Source organism: Agrobacterium sp. 10MFCol1.1, assembly GCF_000381165.1.
Lineage (GTDB): Bacteria > Pseudomonadota > Alphaproteobacteria > Rhizobiales > Rhizobiaceae > Agrobacterium > Agrobacterium tumefaciens.
Genome location: NZ_KB906072.1, coordinates 787,557 through 803,591 on the forward strand (window position 1 = coordinate 787,557; position 16,035 = coordinate 803,591).

General features: G+C 59.0%; 16 protein-coding genes. 11 read left to right on the forward strand and 5 right to left on the reverse strand.

Annotated features, from left to right (window positions below; genetic code table 11):
- Positions 1 to 97: 97 nt before the first annotated feature.
- The 4 genes from F617_RS0104120 to F617_RS0104135 form a co-directional block, all read right to left on the reverse strand.
- Positions 98 to 1,738: an ABC transporter ATP-binding protein gene (locus F617_RS0104120; RefSeq protein ID WP_034501848.1), complete on the reverse strand. Its 1,641-nt coding sequence runs from the start codon at positions 1,736 to 1,738 to the stop codon at positions 98 to 100.
- A 5-nt stretch (positions 1,739 to 1,743) separates the two neighbouring features.
- Positions 1,744 to 2,889 carry an ABC transporter permease gene (locus tag F617_RS0104125; RefSeq protein WP_003514514.1) on the reverse strand — a complete coding sequence of 382 codons (1,146 nt, stop codon included), beginning with the start codon at positions 2,887 to 2,889 and terminating at the stop codon, positions 1,744 to 1,746.
- Positions 2,889 to 3,983, reverse strand: a complete 1,095-nt coding sequence (locus F617_RS0104130) for a microcin C ABC transporter permease YejB (RefSeq protein ID WP_003514512.1) — start codon at positions 3,981 to 3,983, stop codon at positions 2,889 to 2,891. Before F617_RS0104130 ends, F617_RS0104125 begins: the two co-directional genes overlap by 1 nt.
- A 142-nt stretch (positions 3,984 to 4,125) precedes the next feature.
- Positions 4,126 to 5,970, reverse strand: coding sequence for an extracellular solute-binding protein (locus F617_RS0104135; protein ID WP_019564512.1), 1,845 nt, complete (start codon positions 5,968 to 5,970; stop codon positions 4,126 to 4,128).
- 206 nt (positions 5,971 to 6,176) lie between these two features.
- Between F617_RS0104135 and mepA the strand changes: the two genes are divergently transcribed.
- The 4 genes from mepA to dapB all read left to right on the forward strand — a co-directional run bounded on the left by mepA (position 6,177) and on the right by dapB (position 9,698).
- Positions 6,177 to 7,226: a penicillin-insensitive murein endopeptidase gene (gene mepA / locus F617_RS0104145; RefSeq protein WP_019564514.1), complete on the forward strand. Its 1,050-nt coding sequence runs from the start codon at positions 6,177 to 6,179 to the stop codon at positions 7,224 to 7,226.
- A 101-nt stretch (positions 7,227 to 7,327) separates the two neighbouring features.
- Entirely contained in the window at positions 7,328 to 7,711 is a 384-nt protein-coding gene (locus F617_RS0104150) for a methylglyoxal synthase (RefSeq protein WP_019564515.1), read from the forward strand.
- 21 nt (positions 7,712 to 7,732) lie between these two features.
- On the forward strand, positions 7,733 to 8,755 hold the full coding sequence (locus tag F617_RS0104155) for a glucokinase (RefSeq protein WP_019564516.1): 1,023 nt from the start codon (positions 7,733 to 7,735) through the stop codon (positions 8,753 to 8,755).
- 115 nt (positions 8,756 to 8,870) lie between these two features.
- Positions 8,871 to 9,698 carry a 4-hydroxy-tetrahydrodipicolinate reductase gene (dapB, locus tag F617_RS0104160; RefSeq protein WP_019564517.1) on the forward strand — a complete coding sequence of 276 codons (828 nt, stop codon included), beginning with the start codon at positions 8,871 to 8,873 and terminating at the stop codon, positions 9,696 to 9,698.
- Between the two features lie 22 nt (positions 9,699 to 9,720).
- On the opposite strand, the gene phnF is transcribed toward dapB, so the two are convergent.
- Positions 9,721 to 10,458 carry a phosphonate metabolism transcriptional regulator PhnF gene (gene phnF, locus F617_RS0104165; protein ID WP_003514498.1) on the reverse strand — a complete coding sequence of 246 codons (738 nt, stop codon included), beginning with the start codon at positions 10,456 to 10,458 and terminating at the stop codon, positions 9,721 to 9,723.
- Positions 10,459 to 10,540: 82 nt separating this feature from the next.
- On the opposite strand from phnF, the gene phnG reads away from it, so the two are divergent.
- From phnG to F617_RS0104205, 7 genes are all read left to right on the forward strand, one after another.
- Complete coding sequence (gene phnG / locus F617_RS0104170; RefSeq protein WP_019564518.1) at positions 10,541 to 11,002, forward strand: phosphonate C-P lyase system protein PhnG; 462 nt, start codon at positions 10,541 to 10,543, stop codon at positions 11,000 to 11,002.
- Positions 11,002 to 11,610 (forward strand): phosphonate C-P lyase system protein PhnH, encoded by a 609-nt coding sequence (phnH, locus tag F617_RS0104175; protein WP_019564519.1) that lies wholly within the window; start codon positions 11,002 to 11,004, stop codon positions 11,608 to 11,610. The genes phnG and phnH overlap by 1 nt, the downstream gene beginning before the upstream one ends.
- Position 11,611: 1 nt before the next feature.
- Positions 11,612 to 12,721, forward strand: a complete 1,110-nt coding sequence (locus F617_RS0104180) for a carbon-phosphorus lyase complex subunit PhnI (RefSeq protein WP_019564520.1) — start codon at positions 11,612 to 11,614, stop codon at positions 12,719 to 12,721.
- 133 nt (positions 12,722 to 12,854) lie between these two features.
- Entirely contained in the window at positions 12,855 to 13,757 is a 903-nt protein-coding gene (locus tag F617_RS0104190) for an alpha-D-ribose 1-methylphosphonate 5-phosphate C-P-lyase PhnJ (RefSeq protein WP_003514490.1), read from the forward strand.
- Positions 13,754 to 14,530: a phosphonate C-P lyase system protein PhnK gene (gene phnK / locus F617_RS0104195; protein ID WP_003514488.1), complete on the forward strand. Its 777-nt coding sequence runs from the start codon at positions 13,754 to 13,756 to the stop codon at positions 14,528 to 14,530. The genes F617_RS0104190 and phnK overlap by 4 nt, the downstream gene beginning before the upstream one ends.
- 4 nt (positions 14,531 to 14,534) lie before the next feature.
- Positions 14,535 to 15,242, forward strand: a complete 708-nt coding sequence (gene phnL, locus F617_RS0104200) for a phosphonate C-P lyase system protein PhnL (RefSeq protein WP_019564521.1) — start codon at positions 14,535 to 14,537, stop codon at positions 15,240 to 15,242.
- Positions 15,239 to 15,856, forward strand: a complete 618-nt coding sequence (locus F617_RS0104205) for a DapH/DapD/GlmU-related protein (protein WP_019564522.1) — start codon at positions 15,239 to 15,241, stop codon at positions 15,854 to 15,856. The genes phnL and F617_RS0104205 overlap by 4 nt, the downstream gene beginning before the upstream one ends.
- The last annotated feature ends 179 nt before the right edge of the window (positions 15,857 to 16,035 follow it).

Genomic DNA, 16,035 nt, shown 5'->3' on the forward strand with positions numbered 1-16,035 from the left:
TCAATCCGTTTGCGTATCTCGTCCCCGCAACATGGGTCGGCATTTTGCGCAAAGCAACAGAAAAATCATCGTCTTAATAGAAACAGCAATGCGCCTGCTACTGGCTCACCGCTTTAGTTTCGACTGCCTCGATATTGAAAGCAGCAGCCAGCAGGGCCTTGGTGTATTCCTGTTGCGGATCGGCGAATATCTCCGCTGCCGGGCCGCTCTCCACCACCTTGCCGTTGCGCATGACGATTACGTCGTTGGCAAGCGCTTTAACTACCTTCAGGTCATGACTGATGAAGAGATAGGCGAGTTCGTGGCGGGCCTGAAGATCGCGCAAGAGATCGACCACCTGTGCCTGCACGCTCATGTCGAGCGCCGATGTGGGCTCGTCCAACATGACGAAGCGAGGTTTCAACACCATGGCGCGGGCAATGGCGATACGCTGACGCTGGCCACCGGAAAATTCATGCGGATAGCGCCAGCGCGTCGCCGGGTCGAGCCCGACTTCTTCCAGCGCCTGGGCGACACGGGTATCCCGCTCATCGGCGGAAAGTTGCCGCTCGTGCACCTTCAGACCCTCGGCAACGATTTCGCCCACCGACATGCGTGGGCTGAGCGAACCGTAAGGATCCTGAAACACCACCTGAAGCCGATTTCTGAGCGGCTTCATCATTTCATAGGAATAGCTGTCGATCGACTGACCGATGAAACTGATACGCCCCTCAGACGCTATAAGACGCGATAGGGCGAGACCGAGTGTCGTTTTGCCGGAGCCGGATTCGCCCACGACGCCAACGGTCTGTCCTGCGCGCAGGGTAATATCGATACCGTCAACCGCCTTCACGTGGTCGACCACCTTGCGCATCAGCCCCGCCTTGATCGGGAACCAGACTTTTATGTCGTCGCCCTGCATGACGACAGGTTTGCTGGCATCGGAAAGCGGCGGTTCGCCCTTGGGTTCGGCAGCCAGAAGATGGCGGGTATAGGCATGCTGCGGATCGGTAAACACCTGCTCCACCGTGCCGGTCTCGACGATCTTTCCCTTGGTCATCACGCAGACACGATCGGCAAACTTACGGACAATGCCGAGATCGTGGGTGATGAACAGCATGGACATGCCGTGCCGGTTTTTGAGGTCGCTCAGCAGTTCAAGGATCTGCGCCTGAACGGTTACATCGAGTGCGGTCGTGGGTTCATCTGCGATCAGCAGTTTCGGCCGGTTGGCAAGCGCCATGGCGATCATCACGCGCTGCCGCTGGCCGCCGGACAATTCATGCGGATAGGCCTTCAGGCGCTTTTCCGGCTCGCGGATGCCCACCTGCAATAACAGTTCCAGCGTGCGCGCCCGCGCTTCAGCGCCGGTGATTGCCTGATGCAGCTCCAGAATCTCGCCGATCTGCCGCTCGATGGTGTGGAGCGGGTTGAGCGAGGTCATCGGCTCCTGGAAAATCATGGTGATGTCGTTGCCGCGAACAGCGCGCAACGCGCGTTCCGGCAGGGTCAGCATATCCTTGCCGTCGAACAGGATTTTGCCCGAAGGATGGCTCGCCGCCGGATAGGGCAGCAATTTGAGAATGGAGTTCGCCGTGACCGATTTTCCGGAGCCGGATTCCCCGACTAGGGCGACAACTTCGCCCGGCATCAGGTCGAAGGAGACATGATCTACGGCGATGCTGGTCGCTCCACCCTGATGAAAGGCAACGGAGAGATCACGGACGGAGAGAAGCGGCTGGGTCTTTGTTTCCATCATGGCAATCACCGGAACGTCTTGCGTGGGTCGAAGGCGTCTCGCACCGCCTCGCCGACGAAGATCAGCAGCGACAGCATGATGGACATGGTGAAGAAGGCCGTGAGGCCAAGCCAGGGCGCCTGAAGATTGTTCTTGCCCTGCGCGATCATCTCGCCCAGCGACGGCGATCCCGGCGGCATGCCGAAGCCGAGGAAATCGAGCGAGGTCAAAGTGGTGATCGAGCCGGAGAGGATGAACGGCAGGAAGGTCAGTGTTGCCACCATGGCGTTTGGCAGAAGATGCCGGAACATGATTGTCCAGTTGCCGACACCAAGGGCGCGGGCGGCGCGGACATATTCGAAGTTTCTGGCACGCAGGAATTCCGCGCGCACGATGCCGACGAAGCCGACCCATGAAAACAGCAACATGATGCCAAGCAGCACGAAGAAACCCGGCGGCAGAATAGCCGCGATGATCAGCAGGATGTAAAGCACCGGCATGGATGACCAGATTTCAATGAAACGCTGCAAAAGCAGGTCCGTCCAGCCGCCGAAGTAACCCTGGATGGCGCCGGCAGTCACCCCAACGAGGGCGGATGCGATCGTCAGCGTCAGGCCGAAAAGCACGGAAATACGGAAGCCATAGATCATCCGCGCCGTGACGTCGCGCGCTTGATTGTCGGTTCCGAGCCAATTGAGATTGCCGAGCGTACAGCCGGGATCGGCATTACCCTGCGGATAGGCCGAGCAACGGTCCTTTTCATCCATCAGCCAGAAGGGTGCCGTGGGGGCGGAATGCGGAATGTTGGAATTGACCGTCTGATAGGAATAGCGGATCGGCGGCCAGATCATCCAGCCATTGGCGTTGATCTCGTCCTGAATGAAGGAGGATTTGTAGTCAGTCTGGGCAAGGAACCCGCCAAACTTTTCCTCCGGATAATCGACCATGACCGGCACCAGAAATTCGCCCTTGTAGGAAGCGAAAATGGGTTTGTCATTGGCGATGAATTCCGCAATCAGGCTCAGGAAAAACAGGATCAGGAACAGCCAGAAGGACCAGTAACCGCGCCGGTTTGCCTTGAAATTCTGCCAGCGGCGCTTGGTGGTTGGTGAAAACCACGGGCGCTTCGGCTTTACCAACGTTTCCGTTGCGGCGGTATGGGCAAGCGTCATCACACGTCCCTCCGCTCGAAATCGATTCGCGGATCGATCCATGTGTAGATAAGGTCGGATAGGAGGCTGACCACGAGGCCCATCAGCGAAAAGATGAAGAGCGTGCCGAACACGATCGGGTAGTCGCGATTGACGACCGAGAGATAACCGAGGCGGCCTAGGCCATCCAGCGAGAAGATGTTCTCGATCAGCAGCGAACCGGTGAAGAATGCCGAGATGAAGGCGCCCGGAAAACCGGCGATCACGATCAGCATAGCATTGCGGAAGACGTGGCCATAAAGAACCTTACGTTCGCTGAGCCCCTTGGCGCGGGCGGTCACGACATATTGCTTCTTGATCTCGTCGATGAAGGAGTTTTTCGTCAGAAGCGTCGTCGTCGCGAAAGCCGAAAGCGATAGTGCGATCAGCGGCAGGGTCAGGTGCCAGAAATAGTCGATGATCTTCTGCCACCAGTTCAGCTGGTCAAAATTGTCCGATACCAGACCGCGCAGCGGGAACCAGTCGAAGAACGATCCGCCGGCGAAAAGCACGATGAGAAGAATGCCGAACAGGAAGCTTGGAACGGCATAACCGATGATGATGATGCCTGATGTCCAGATATCAAAGGTCGAGCCGTCGGAAACGGCTTTCTTGATGCCGAGTGGAATGGAGATCATGTAGGAGATGATCAGGATCCAGAAGCCGAGCGACATCGAGACCGGCAGCTTGTCGATGATGAGATCGATGACCGAGGAATTGCGGAAGAAGCTGTCGCCGAAATCGAAGCGTATGTAATTCCACATCATTTCGAGAAAACGAGTGAGCGGCGGCTTGTCGAAACCGAACTGTTTCTCAAGTTTGGCGATCAGCTCCGGATCAAGGCCCTGCGCACCGCGATATTTCGAGCCGCTTTCATCGAAACCGCCGGACTGGCCCATAAGATCGCCGCCGCCGGAGAGGCGGTCGGAGGCGCTGTCGCCCTGCCCAGTCAGTTGCGCGACGACCTGTTCCACCGGCCCGCCCGGCGCGAACTGGATGACAAGAAACGAAATGCCCATAATGCCGATAATGGTCGGGATCATCAGCGCCAGACGTCTGAGAATATAGGCGCCCATCAGCCTTTGCTCCCGGCTGATACGTCAGCGGTTTTCGTTTCTGTCAAACCCGGTCCTTTCCTGAAAGCGCTGCCTTGCGCGATCCAAGCGATTCGTCTCGCCCTATGTGAATCAAGCCTTCGGCGCGAAAGCAAGCGCGGCGTCAGTTCGCGGCCTGGCTGGACCACCATGCCTCTGGAAAACCGACGCCATATTGCGGCAGGTTTTCCGGACGGATGAGCGTGTTCCAGTAAGCGATGAACATCTCGCCGCGATAAAATTGCGGTATGACGTAGCTGTTTGCCAGAAGCACCCGGTCAAGCGCCCGCGCGGCGGCCACCTGCTCATCCCGGTTGGGCGCAAATATGACCTTCCTGACCAAAGCGTCGACGGCAGGGTTCTTGATGCCGGCGAGATTGTTTGAGCCCTGCCGGTCGGCCGCCGCCGAACCCCAGAAATCCGCCTGTTCGTTTCCAGGATTTGCCGACGTCGCCCAGAGCTTGACCGCAACGTCGAAATCAAAGCTGCGGGTACGGTTGGTATATTGCGAGGCATCGACGGTGCGGATGGTCGCATTGACGCCGATCTTCTTCAGGTTCTGGACATAGGGCAGGATGGTTCTTTCCATGCCGGAGGAATCGATCAGAAACTCCATATCCAGCGGCTGCCCGCTCGCCGCGTTGACCATGCGGTTGCCGCGAAGCTCATAACCGGCCTCCTTCAATAGCTTGACCGCCTCGCGCAGATTGTCACGCTGTTTGGCGGGTTCACCCGCGACGGGATTGCTATATTCGGTGGTGAAGACCTCCGGCGGCACCTGATCCTTCAACTCCTGAAGAATTTCGAGTTCACGACCCGTCGGCAAGCCGGAAGAGGCGAGCTCGCTGCCCATGAAAAAGCTGTTGATGCGCTGAAACTGACCGTAAGCCAGCGTCCTGTTCAGCTCTTCGAAGTCGAAAGCATAGTTAAGCGCCTTGCGCAGTTTCGGGTTCTGGAACTTCTCCCGCCGCATGTTCGGCACGAAGGCCTGCATGATGCCGACGGCGCGATAGATGTTCGGCAATTCCTCCTTTGTGACGCGGCCTTCCTTGACGGCCGGAAAATCATAACCAGTGACCCAGCGGCTGGAAGAAGCTTCCTGCCGGAAATCGACTGTGCCTGATTTGAAAGCCTGGAACTCGACGTCCTGATCGGCAAAGAAGGTATAGGTGATTGTTTTGAAATTGTGCTGGCCGACATTCACATTGATGTCCTTGCCCCAATAGTCGTCACGTCGCTCATAGGTCATCGTCGATCCGGGAGACAGCGACGCTATTTTATACGGGCCAGAACCCATTACCGGCTCCAGCGTGCCACGCGATATGTCGCGCGGCTTGCCATCCGGACCAACGCCCTCCCACCAGTGTTTGGGAACAATCAGCAACTGCCCGACGATCTGCGGCAATTCGCGATTGTTCTTTTCATCGAAGGTAAAGGTGATGTCCCTTTCACCCGTCACCTCTGCCTTGGTGACATGGGTGTAATAGGTCGCAAGCTGCGGGCTGAGATCTTTGGCTTTTTCAAAGCTGAAGACGACATCTTCCGGCGTCACCGGCTTGCCGTCGGCCCATTTCGCTTCTGCGCGCAGCCTGAAGGTGGCTTTGGAGATATCGTCGGGAAAGCTCACGCCCTCGGCCAGGAGACCGTAGGAGGCCGAGAGTTCCTCTTCCGTCGATTTCATCAGAGTGTCGAAAACCAGTGAAAGACCTGTGGCCGCCTCACCCTTGGCGAGCAGCGGATTGAGCGTGTCGAAGGTTCCCGATGTCGACAGGCGTAGTGTGCCGCCTTTCGGCGCCTTGGTGTTCACATAGTCAAAATGATCAAAACCATCGGGATGCTTCAATTCACCGACCGTCGAGATTCCCTTTCGCCACACATCCGCAGACTGTGCGGAGGCGGCGGCCGGCATCAGCATGGCGGAGGCCGCAAGAGCGACGAGGAGCCGGGATTTCAACGGTGCCAATTTCATTCGGGACGTTCCCTGTTTTCGTGTTTGTTGAAGAGAGCATAAAACAAACATTGGCAAAAAACAGATGCTCCGGCTCACAAGCTCTTTATTGAGGCCTTTATTCGCATGCCTTGGTGCGGGCGGCTTGAAACATGGTTTCAACAAAATCCCGATCCAGTTTATCCTGAGGGGCGAGAGAATCATTTAGTCGGAACGGGCACGAATATATGACGGCGGGATCATCCAGAGTTTTCAAGGCGGCCATGCTGGCGATTTCGGTCGTTTCGGCGCTCCAGTTGCAGACGCAAATCGCATCGGCCGAGGACAGGCCCGCAAAAGAAGTATTCGGCCACATCGACCTGCCATCTGCGAATAGCTCCCAGCCGATCGGCTCCTATGCAAAGGGATGTCAGTCCGGCGCCATTGCCATGCCCGCAGATGGCCCGACGTGGCAAGCCATGCGCCTTTCCCGCAATCGCAACTGGGGCCAACCGCAGCTGATTTCCTTCCTCGAGCGGTTTTCGCAGGATGCACAGAAAATCGGCTGGCCGGGCCTGTTGCTCGGCGATATCTCACAGCCGCGCGGTGGACCGATGCTGACAGGCCATGCCTCGCACCAGATCGGCCTCGATGTCGATGTGTGGTGGCGGCCCATGCCGAACCCAAGGCTGACGGTGCAGCAGCGCGAGACGCTGCCTTTCATTTCCATGCTTGATAAGTCCAAGTTCCTGACGGTCGATGACCGCAAATGGTCGCCGCTCAATGCGCGGCTGGTAATGATGGCAGCGAGCTATCCGCAGGTGGAGCGGGTCTTCGTTAACCCGGCAATCAAGCAGAAACTCTGCCAGACATGGACCGGCGACCGCACCTTCATGGGCAAGATCAGGCCAATCTACGGTCACGACGAACATTTCCACATCCGGCTGGAATGCCCGCCCGGCGCGCCCAACTGCAAACCTCAGGCCGAAGTTGGCAAAGGCGACGGTTGCGACAAGTTGCTGGCCTGGTGGTTCACCAAGGAACCATGGGCGCCGCCGAAAAAAGACCCCAATGCCAAGCCGGTGAAACCCCGTCAGGTCATGGTCTCCGATCTGCCCGCAGCCTGTGCCGCCGTGGCCGCCGCCCCATCCGCCAATACGGAAGGTTTTGCTGCCCAGGCATATTCCCCGGCCCAGGCCGTGCGCCAGCAAGGCGTGGAACAGATCATCCAGAACGCTCCGGCCATTCAGCCACCTGCGGATATTCCGCTTCCGACCCAGCGCCCGACATTGAACTGAAACAGAAATGCGGCATTAAACGGCTTCCCTTTTCAAATGGGGACAAGCTGTTATAGAAGGCTTCAAATCGATTTAATTCTTTATGGGAACAGGCTGGGGACATGGCAGAACAACGCTGTATCGCACTCATCGCTCACGACGAGAAAAAAGACGATATGGCGGATTTTGCGCGTCATCACCAAAAGGCGCTTTCCGGCTTCAAGATCGTCGCCACCGGCACCACCGGCGGGCGCGTTCAGGAAGCCTGCCCCGGCCTCAGCGTCATTCGCCTCAAAAGCGGCCCGCTTGGCGGCGACCAGCAGATCGGTGCGATGATCGCCACCGGTGAGGTCGATATGCTTATCTTCTTCACCGACCCGCTGACGGCGATGCCGCATGATGTGGATGTGAAGGCGCTTACGCGGCTTGCCACGGTTTACGACATTCCCATGGCGCTCAATCGCGCCACCGCAGAAAACCTGATCGACTTCAACCTCGCCGAATGACGCGCCAACATGGAACAGGTAATGCCGAAGACGTCCGATACCGAATATCTTTCCTTTCCGATCCTTCTTGGCGACATCGGCGGGACCAATGCCCGCTTTTCCATTCTGATCGATTCCTTTGCGGAACCGGTGCACCTCACCACCGTGAAAACAGCGGAATATCCGACAATTGACGACGCCATCCAGCAGGCGGTTCTGGACAAGACCTCGCTTCAGCCCGTGTCGACCATCCTTGCGATCGCCGGCCCCATCGAAGGCGACGAAATTCCGCTGACCAACTGCCATTGGGTTGTGAAGCCGAAAGATATGCTGGCCAAACTCGGCCTGAAGGACGTCATCGTCATCAACGATTTCGAGGCGCAGGCACTGGCTATTGCCGCGCTCGACGACGACAACCGCGATTCTATCGGCTCCGGCAAAAAAGACATGCTGGCATCGCGCGTCGTTCTCGGACCAGGCACGGGCCTTGGCGTTGCCGGTCTGGTTTACGCCCGGCATATGTGGTTTCCCGTACCCGGCGAAGGCGGCCATATCGATATCGGCCCCAGAAGCGCGCGTGACTATGCGGTCTTTCCACATATCGAGACCATCGAGGGCCGTATCGCCGGCGAACAGATCCTTTGCGGGCGCGGGCTGGTCAATCTTTACCGGGCCATCTGCACCGCCGATGGCATCGAGCCGATCTTTTCCGATCCGGCCGACATAACCTCGCAGGGGCTTTCGGGCCAGAACCCGCAGGCGAAAGAGACGCTTTCGCTTTTCAGCACCTATCTCGGCCGTGTGGCGGGTGACCTTGCCCTGATCTTCATGGCCAAGGGCGGTGTCTATCTCGCAGGTGGCATTTCGCAGAAAATCGTTCCCGCGCTGAAAAGCCCTGAATTCCGGGCGGCGTTCGAAGACAAGGCGCCGCACAGTGCACTGATGCGCAGCATTCCCACCTTCGTCGTTACCCATCCACAGGCGGCCCTTTCCGGTCTCGCCACCTACGCGCGCACCCCTTCGGATTTCGGCCTTTCACTCGACGGGCGGCGCTGGAGAGCCTGATCTGCGCTTGGGACAGGCTTGCGAAGCGGGCGGGCGGTCATTAACGTCGGTGAGGTATGGGTCAGTCAATTGAATGGCGACCTTGAACGGCAGGACGTGAAAAGTGAGTGAAGGCATGAGCGGCAGCGATATGAAACTGGTGGTGGTTGGTGCGGCGGGCCGCATGGGACAGGCGCTGATCCGCCTTATTCACCAGACACCGGGTGTAACGCTGCATGCCGCTGTCGCACGCGAAGGGTCTGCTTTTGTTGGCCGCGATGCCGGCGAGATTGCCGGTCTCGGACCAATCGGCATAGAGATCACCAGCGATCCCTTGCAGGCATTCCTGCATGCGGAAGGGGTGATCGACTTCACCTCGCCTGCAACCAGCGTCACTTTCGCCGGTCTCGCCGCGCAGGCCCGCATCGTACACGTCATCGGCACCACCGGTTGCTCACTGGGCGACGAGGAAAAATTCAAGGCAGCGTCACGCCATGCCCGCATCGTCAAATCGGGCAATATGAGCCTCGGCGTCAATCTGCTCAGCGTTTTGACGCAGCAGGCCGCCAAGGCACTGGATGCGCAGAACTGGGATATCGAAATCCTGGAAATGCACCACAAACACAAGGTGGACGCGCCCTCCGGAACAGCGCTGCTGCTCGGCGAAGCGGCTGCAGCGGGCCGCAAGGTCGATCTCGCCACCTCCTCTGTTCGCGTGCGTGACGGGCATACGGGTGCGCGCGAAGCGGGTACAATCGGTTTTGCGACGCTGCGCGGCGGCTCGGTGATCGGAGAACATTCGGTGATCTTCGCTGGCGAGGGAGAGCGCGTCGAGCTTTCCCACTACGCCGGCGACCGCTCCATCTTCGCACGCGGCGCGATCGCGGCGGCGGTCTGGGCCTTCGACAAGAAGCCGGGCTTCTATTCGATGCTGGATGTTCTCGGCCTTTCGCAGGCAGAATAACACTTCAATCTATGTCTGCGCCTTAATTTTCCACGGTAAACTCAACCGTATCTGCCGAGAACCGGCTGATGGCATATTGCACGGGAATGCCGTCCATATCAGCGTTCAGCGCCTGGGTGACGAGCAGGATTGCGCCCGGCGACAATTCGAGATCGGCCAGATCCTGGGTATCAGCGTGGCTCGCGGAAATAACGGTAGAGATGCGCACATAATCCGCGACGCCCAGCATTTCGAAGGCGGCGGTGATCGACCCACTTTTTTGATAGGCTTCCCCTATCCCTGAAAAACGGTCCGCCGGAAACCACGTGGTCGAGCGGGAAACCGGCCGGCTGTCGGCCTTTCGCAGGGTTTCCAGACGCACAAGCGGTGCACCCGGCTGTAATTGCAGCCGTGCCGCCAGGTCGGCATTTGCCGGCTCGGTGGTGTGGGAAAGAAGCAGCGCCTGCATATCCTTCACCTGATCGCTGATACCGGCCGTGAACCGTGTGCGCAGTGAAATCGGAAAGCTCAGTCGTTCCTTGCGCGCAATCATCGTGCCGCGCCCCTGCCTCGCCTCGAGAATGCCTTCGCTTGCCAGCGCGGCAATGGCGCTCCTGACGGTATGGCGGTTGACACCGAATTTTTCGGCCAGCGTCATTTCTGGCGGCAACATGCCGGTTTCGTCGTGATCGCCCGCTGCGATCTCGCCCCTGATCCTGTCGGCGATCTGTCGCCAGAGCGCCACGCCGTTCTTTCTTTTCATCGCTGCCGAAGGGCTCATGTCACACGCTTGTCATTCATCGACGTTAATTGTAACTTATATTGTATAGTTGTCTATATCAATAGACATTAGAGGTCAAGCGATGAATAACGAAGCTGCGAATTCACATGCGGAAAGGAAACGGGCGGCAGCACTTCTTGCCCGCGCCACCGTTCAGGAACTTGAGGCCGTCTGGAGCCGGCAGGATGCCAGCCCGCAGACGGAAAACGTGCGGGGGCCTGAAACCGGCCTCGTAATGGTCAAGGGCCGTATCGGCGGCGGCGGTGCGCCCTTTAATCTGGGCGAAACCACCGTGACCCGGGCAACCGTGAAGCTCGCATCCGGCACCGTCGGCCATGCGTATGTGCTCGGCACCGGTCGCAAGAAGGCCTGGTACGCTGCGGTTTTCGATGCGCTCTGGCAGGAAAACCCGACACGCGGCTTTATCGAGACCGAGCTTCTTTCACCGGTCGAAAAAAGACTGGCCGAGGAGAAAGACCGGAAAACGAAAGAAACAGCCGCAACTCGTGTGGATTTCTTCACCATGGTTCGAGGAGAGGATTGATGGGCGTGAAAGCCGAAGCATTGACGGGCGGTTTTTCCGACGCCGTTTTCGATTCACAGCGAATCTTCAAGAAGCTCATGGACGGCATGGCCCGGCCAGGCACAGCGCAAACGATCGAAACAACAGTTGCCCCGCCGCTGCCGCTTGGTGCGGCCAGCGGCGCCGTTCTTCTTGCACTTTGCGACCATGACACGCCGGTCTGGCTGAGCGGCGCGCTACGCAAAACCACGGTGCCGGGATGGATCGGGTTTCACACCGGGGCGGTTACAACAGAGGAAAAAAGCGCGGCGCATTTCGCCGTCATTGAGGCGGGAAGCGCAATTGCCTCCTTCGGTCTCTTTGCCCAAGGCAGTCAGGAATACCCCGACCGTTCCACGACGGTCATCATTGAATTGCCCGATCTTGACGGCGGACGGGAACTGCTGCTGTCCGGCCCCGGCATCCGCCATATCAACATCATTAGCCCATCCGGCCTGCCGGACATATTCCCGAGGCTATGGGCGGAAAACAACGCCATCTTCCCGCGCGGCATCGACATCATCCTGACGGCTGGTGACAAATTCGTCTGCCTGCCACGCACAACGCGCATTCAACCCGTGGAGGCATAAGATGTATGTTGCTGTCAAAGGCGGGGAAACCGCCATCGCCAACGCCCACCGGCTTCTGGCCGACAAGCGGCGCGGAGACCGCGACCTGCCCGCCATGACGGTGGCGCAGATCGTTTCGCAGCTTTCGCTCGCCGTTGACCGGGTCATGGCGGAGGCTTCGCTTTACGACCAGTCGCTGGCCGCCCTTGCCGTCAAGCAGTCTCGCGGCGACATGATAGAAGCGATTTTCCTGCTGCGCGCCTACCGCACGACCCTGCCCCGTTTCGGCTACTCTGTTCCCGTGGATACTGCGAAGATGACGGTCCAACGGCGCGTTTCGGCAACCTACAAGGATTTGCCGGGCGGGCAATTGCTGGGACCGACCTTCGATTACACCCACCGCCTGCTCGATCCCTCGCTGCTGGAGGACGGAGCTGTCGAGATCCCTGCCATCCGTGAAGGCGAGACAGAATACGTCATGCGCGTATCCGACATTCTCGCCGAAGAAGGCTTGATCGAAAGTGACGGCGACATGCCGGACGACCATGTTGCCGGCGATCTGACACGCGAACCAATAGAGTTTCCGATGGCGCGCGACCTGCGCCTGCAATCGCTTGCACGTGGCGACGAGGGCTTTCTTCTGGCGCTCGCCTATTCGACGCAGCGCGGTTACGGACGCACACACCCGTTCGTCGGTGAAATCCGCATCGGCGAGGTGGAGGTCGAACTGGATGTGCCGGAGCTCGGTTTTGCTGTCTCGCTCGGCGACATCAAGGTCACTGAATGCCAGATGGTCAACCAGTTCAAGGGTTCTGCCAAGGCACCTCCGCAATTCACCCGCGGTTACGGTCTGGTGTTCGGCCAGAGCGAGCGCAAGGCGATGGCCATGTCACTGGTCGACCGTGCGCTACGCGCCGCTGAATTCGGTGAGGATGTGGTTGCCCCGGCGCAGGACGAGGAATTCGTCATCTCGCACGCCGACAATGTGCAGGCGACGGGCTTTGTCGAACATCTGAAATTGCCGCATTACGTGGATTTTCAGGCCGAACTGGGCTTGGTGCGCAAAATGCGCGCCGATTTCGACGCGACCGACACCCATGCCGGGGAATGGATGAGCGATGCAGCCGAGTAAATCAGCGACTGTGCTGCTCGCCGAACCAATAGGCGCAAAAGACGGTCAATGCTGCAAATGCGGCAAAGAACACGGCTGCAAGAATTCCAATCTCCATGAGCTTGTACTCCTTTTTTCGCAAGGTTAACGCGCAATGCTTAAAGAAGTTTCATTCGACGACGGGCTGGCTGCCTACAACTTCGCCTATCTGGACGAACAGACCAAGCGGATGATCCGCCGGGCGATCCTGAAGGCAATTGCCATTCCCGGTTATCAGGTTCCCTTCGCTTCCCGTGAAATGCCCATGCCTTACGGCTGGGGCACCGGCGGCGTGCAGGTGACCGCCGCCATCCTCGGTCCAGACGATGTCCTGAAGGTTATCGACCAGGGCGCCGACGACACCACCAACGCCGTTTCCATCCGCGCCTTCTTCCAGAAAGTCGCTGATGTCGCCGTCACCACCCGCACCAAGGATGCAACCATCATCCAGACGCGGCACCGCATTCCCGAAGAAGAACTGCATTCGGGGCAGGTCCTTGTCTATCAGGTTCCCATTCCTGAACCCTTGCGGTTCCTCGAGCCGCGCGAGACCGAAACCCGCGTCATGCATGCGCTGGAGGAATACGGCCTGATGCACGTCAAGCTTTATGAGGATATTGCCCGCAACGGCCGTATCTCCACCACCTATGCCTATCCGGTGAAGGTTGCGGGGCGCTATGTGATGGACCCCTCGCCAACCCCGAAGTTCGACAATCCGAAAATGCACCTGTCGGACGCCCTGCAATTGTTCGGGGCCGGGCGCGAAAAGCGCATCTATGCCGTGCCACCCTACACCGATGTCGTCAGCCTGGATTTCGAGGACCATCCGTTTGAAATCCAGAGCTTCGACAAGCCCTGCGCGCTGTGCGGCGGGGAGAATGTCTATCTGGACGAGGTGGTGCTGGACGACAAGGGCGGGCGGATGTTCGTCTGCTCCGACACCGACCATTGCGAAGACCGCCGCGCCCATGGCCACAAGGGCCATTTGCTGGCGGATGTGAAGGAGGCCGCAGAATGAGCGACGCACCGCTTCTGAAAGTCAGGGACGTTTCGAAATATTACGGCGACCGCGCCGGTTGCCGCAACGTCTCCTTCGAGCTTTATCCGGGCGAGGTTCTGGCAATCGTCGGTGAATCCGGCTCCGGCAAGACCACGCTTCTCAACTGCATTTCCACACGGCTCGTGCCGACGGCTGGCAGCGTGGAATATCGCATGCGCGATGGCTCGGTGCGAGACCTCTATCATATGGGCGAGGCCGAACGGCGTTTTCTGATGCGGACAGACTGGGGTTTCGTGCACCAGAACCCAGCGGATGGGCTGCGCATGGCGGTTTCGGCGGGCGCCAATGTCGGCGAGCGGCTTATGGCTGTCGGTAACCGGCATTACGGCAACATCCGGCAATCGGCCAGCGAGTGGCTGGAACGGGTGGAAATCGGCACAGACCGCATTGACGACCAGCCTCGCGCCTTTTCCGGCGGCATGCGTCAGCGTCTGCAGATTGCCCGCAACCTGGTGACCTCACCGCGCCTCGTCTTCATGGACGAACCGACCGGCGGCCTCGATGTTTCGGTGCAGGCACGCCTGCTCGATCTCGTGCGTGGTCTCGTCAACGATCTCGGCCTCGCCGTTATCGTCGTCACCCATGATCTGGCGGTCGCGCGGCTGCTTTCCCATCGCATGATGGTGATGAAGGGTGGTGACGTCATCGAACACGGTCTGACAGACCGGGTGCTGGATGATCCGCGCGAACCCTACACGCAATTGCTTGTTTCCTCCATTTTGCAGGTTTGACGCCATGCCGACACCCCTCATCGTTTCGGAAGTCTTCAAAAGCTTCACCATGCATCTTCGCGATGGCATCGAACTGCCTGTTGTCCGCGATGTCAGTTTCTCCGTGTCCGGCGGAGAATGTGTCGTGCTCGGCGGCCCGTCCGGCATCGGCAAAAGCTCGATCCTGAAAATGCTCTATGGCAATTATGCCATCGACAGCGGCCAGATTCTCATCCGCCACGAGGATCAGGTCATCGACATGGGCAGCGCCTCGCCGCGCACCATCCTCGAGATTCGCCATCGCACCATCGGGTATGTCAGCCAGTTTCTGCGCACCGTGCCGCGCGTTCCGGCGATCGACGTCGTCGCCGAGCCGCTTTTTGCGCGCAAGGTTGCCGCGGAAGAGGCCCGCGAGCAGGCAGCCGTTCTGCTTTCGAAACTCAACCTGCCGCGGGAATTGTGGTCGCTGCCGCCAGCAACCTTTTCCGGCGGCGAGCAGCAGCGCGTCAACATCGCACGCGGTTTCATCACCGATCACGCGATCCTGCTTCTCGATGAACCGACCGCATCCCTGGATGCCGCCAACCGACGGGTGGTCGTGGAGATGATCGCGGAAAAGAAGTGCAAAGGGACGGCCTTGCTCGGTATTTTCCATGACGAGGAAGTGCGGGAAGCCGTGGCCGATCGCGTTCTGGATGTCTCGCAATTCTCCCCCCGGAAGGCAGCGGCATGAGTGTGAAGGTCGGTCTCGAACCTGTTGTCCACGAAAGTGCCCGCGTCACCAATTCATCGATCGGCCGCTATACCGAAATCTCGGAACGCTGCCGCATCGAGGAAGTGGAGATGGGCGACTATTCCTATGTCATGCAGGACGGTGCGATCTGGTGCGCCACCATCGGCAAATTCGTCAACATCGCCGCATCCGTCCGCATCAACGCGACCAATCATCCGATGTCGCGCGCCACACTTCACCATTTCACCTATCGTGCCCACAGTTATTGGGACGATGCCGAAGATGAAAATGACTTCTTCGCCGCCCGCCGCGCCAAGCGCGTGGTGATCGGCCACGATGTCTGGATCGGCCATGGCGCGACCATCCTGCCTGGCGTCACAATCGGAAACGGTGCGGTAATCGGGGCCGGTGCGGTCGTGTCGAAAGACGTTGCGCCCTATACCATCGTCGGCGGCGTACCCGCCCGGCTGATCAGGAACCGCTTCCCGGCGGACCTTGGCCAGCGCATGGACGATCTCAAATGGTGGGACTGGGACCACGCAACGCTGCGCGGCGCACTGGACGATTTCCGCACCCTCGCCGCCGAGGATTTCGTGGCGAAATACGCCGGGTAAAATCGCGCCACACCGAAGAAACTGCAGATTCCGGGGGTCGTGCTCCGGGGTCTCCCTAACCATGTCTGCGAGACGCCCGCCGGCCTCAATCCGGTGGCACGACTACTAAAAGGTTCGCAGGCGACCACGCGCACGCCTTATCTGCGCATTCTGTAATATTTTCTTCATCAAACTGACAT

Excerpts from the sequence above, each read along its gene's own strand:
- phnL (WP_019564521.1), top strand. The coding sequence starts at position 14,535 with ATGCCGACACCCCTCATCGTTTCGGAAGTCTTCAAAAGCTTCACCATG.
- F617_RS0104205 (WP_019564522.1), top strand. The coding sequence starts at position 15,239 with ATGAGTGTGAAGGTCGGTCTCGAACCTGTTGTCCACGAAAGTGCCCGC.
- F617_RS0104125 (WP_003514514.1), bottom strand. The coding sequence starts at position 2,889 with ATGACGCTTGCCCATACCGCCGCAACGGAAACGTTGGTAAAGCCGAAG.
- F617_RS0104135 (WP_019564512.1), bottom strand. The coding sequence starts at position 5,970 with ATGAAATTGGCACCGTTGAAATCCCGGCTCCTCGTCGCTCTTGCGGCC.
- F617_RS0104180 (WP_019564520.1), top strand. The coding sequence starts at position 11,612 with ATGTATGTTGCTGTCAAAGGCGGGGAAACCGCCATCGCCAACGCCCAC.
- F617_RS0104190 (WP_003514490.1), top strand. The coding sequence starts at position 12,855 with ATGCTTAAAGAAGTTTCATTCGACGACGGGCTGGCTGCCTACAACTTC.
- F617_RS0104120 (WP_034501848.1), bottom strand. The coding sequence starts at position 1,738 with ATGATGGAAACAAAGACCCAGCCGCTTCTCTCCGTCCGTGATCTCTCC.
- phnG (WP_019564518.1), top strand. The coding sequence starts at position 10,541 with ATGAATAACGAAGCTGCGAATTCACATGCGGAAAGGAAACGGGCGGCA.
- phnH (WP_019564519.1), top strand. The coding sequence starts at position 11,002 with ATGGGCGTGAAAGCCGAAGCATTGACGGGCGGTTTTTCCGACGCCGTT.
- F617_RS0104155 (WP_019564516.1), top strand. The coding sequence starts at position 7,733 with ATGCCGAAGACGTCCGATACCGAATATCTTTCCTTTCCGATCCTTCTT.
- F617_RS0104130 (WP_003514512.1), bottom strand. The coding sequence starts at position 3,983 with ATGGGCGCCTATATTCTCAGACGTCTGGCGCTGATGATCCCGACCATT.
- phnF (WP_003514498.1), bottom strand. The coding sequence starts at position 10,458 with ATGAGCCCTTCGGCAGCGATGAAAAGAAAGAACGGCGTGGCGCTCTGG.
- mepA (WP_019564514.1), top strand. The coding sequence starts at position 6,177 with ATGACGGCGGGATCATCCAGAGTTTTCAAGGCGGCCATGCTGGCGATT.
- F617_RS0104150 (WP_019564515.1), top strand. The coding sequence starts at position 7,328 with ATGGCAGAACAACGCTGTATCGCACTCATCGCTCACGACGAGAAAAAA.
- phnK (WP_003514488.1), top strand. The coding sequence starts at position 13,754 with ATGAGCGACGCACCGCTTCTGAAAGTCAGGGACGTTTCGAAATATTAC.
- dapB (WP_019564517.1), top strand. The coding sequence starts at position 8,871 with ATGAGCGGCAGCGATATGAAACTGGTGGTGGTTGGTGCGGCGGGCCGC.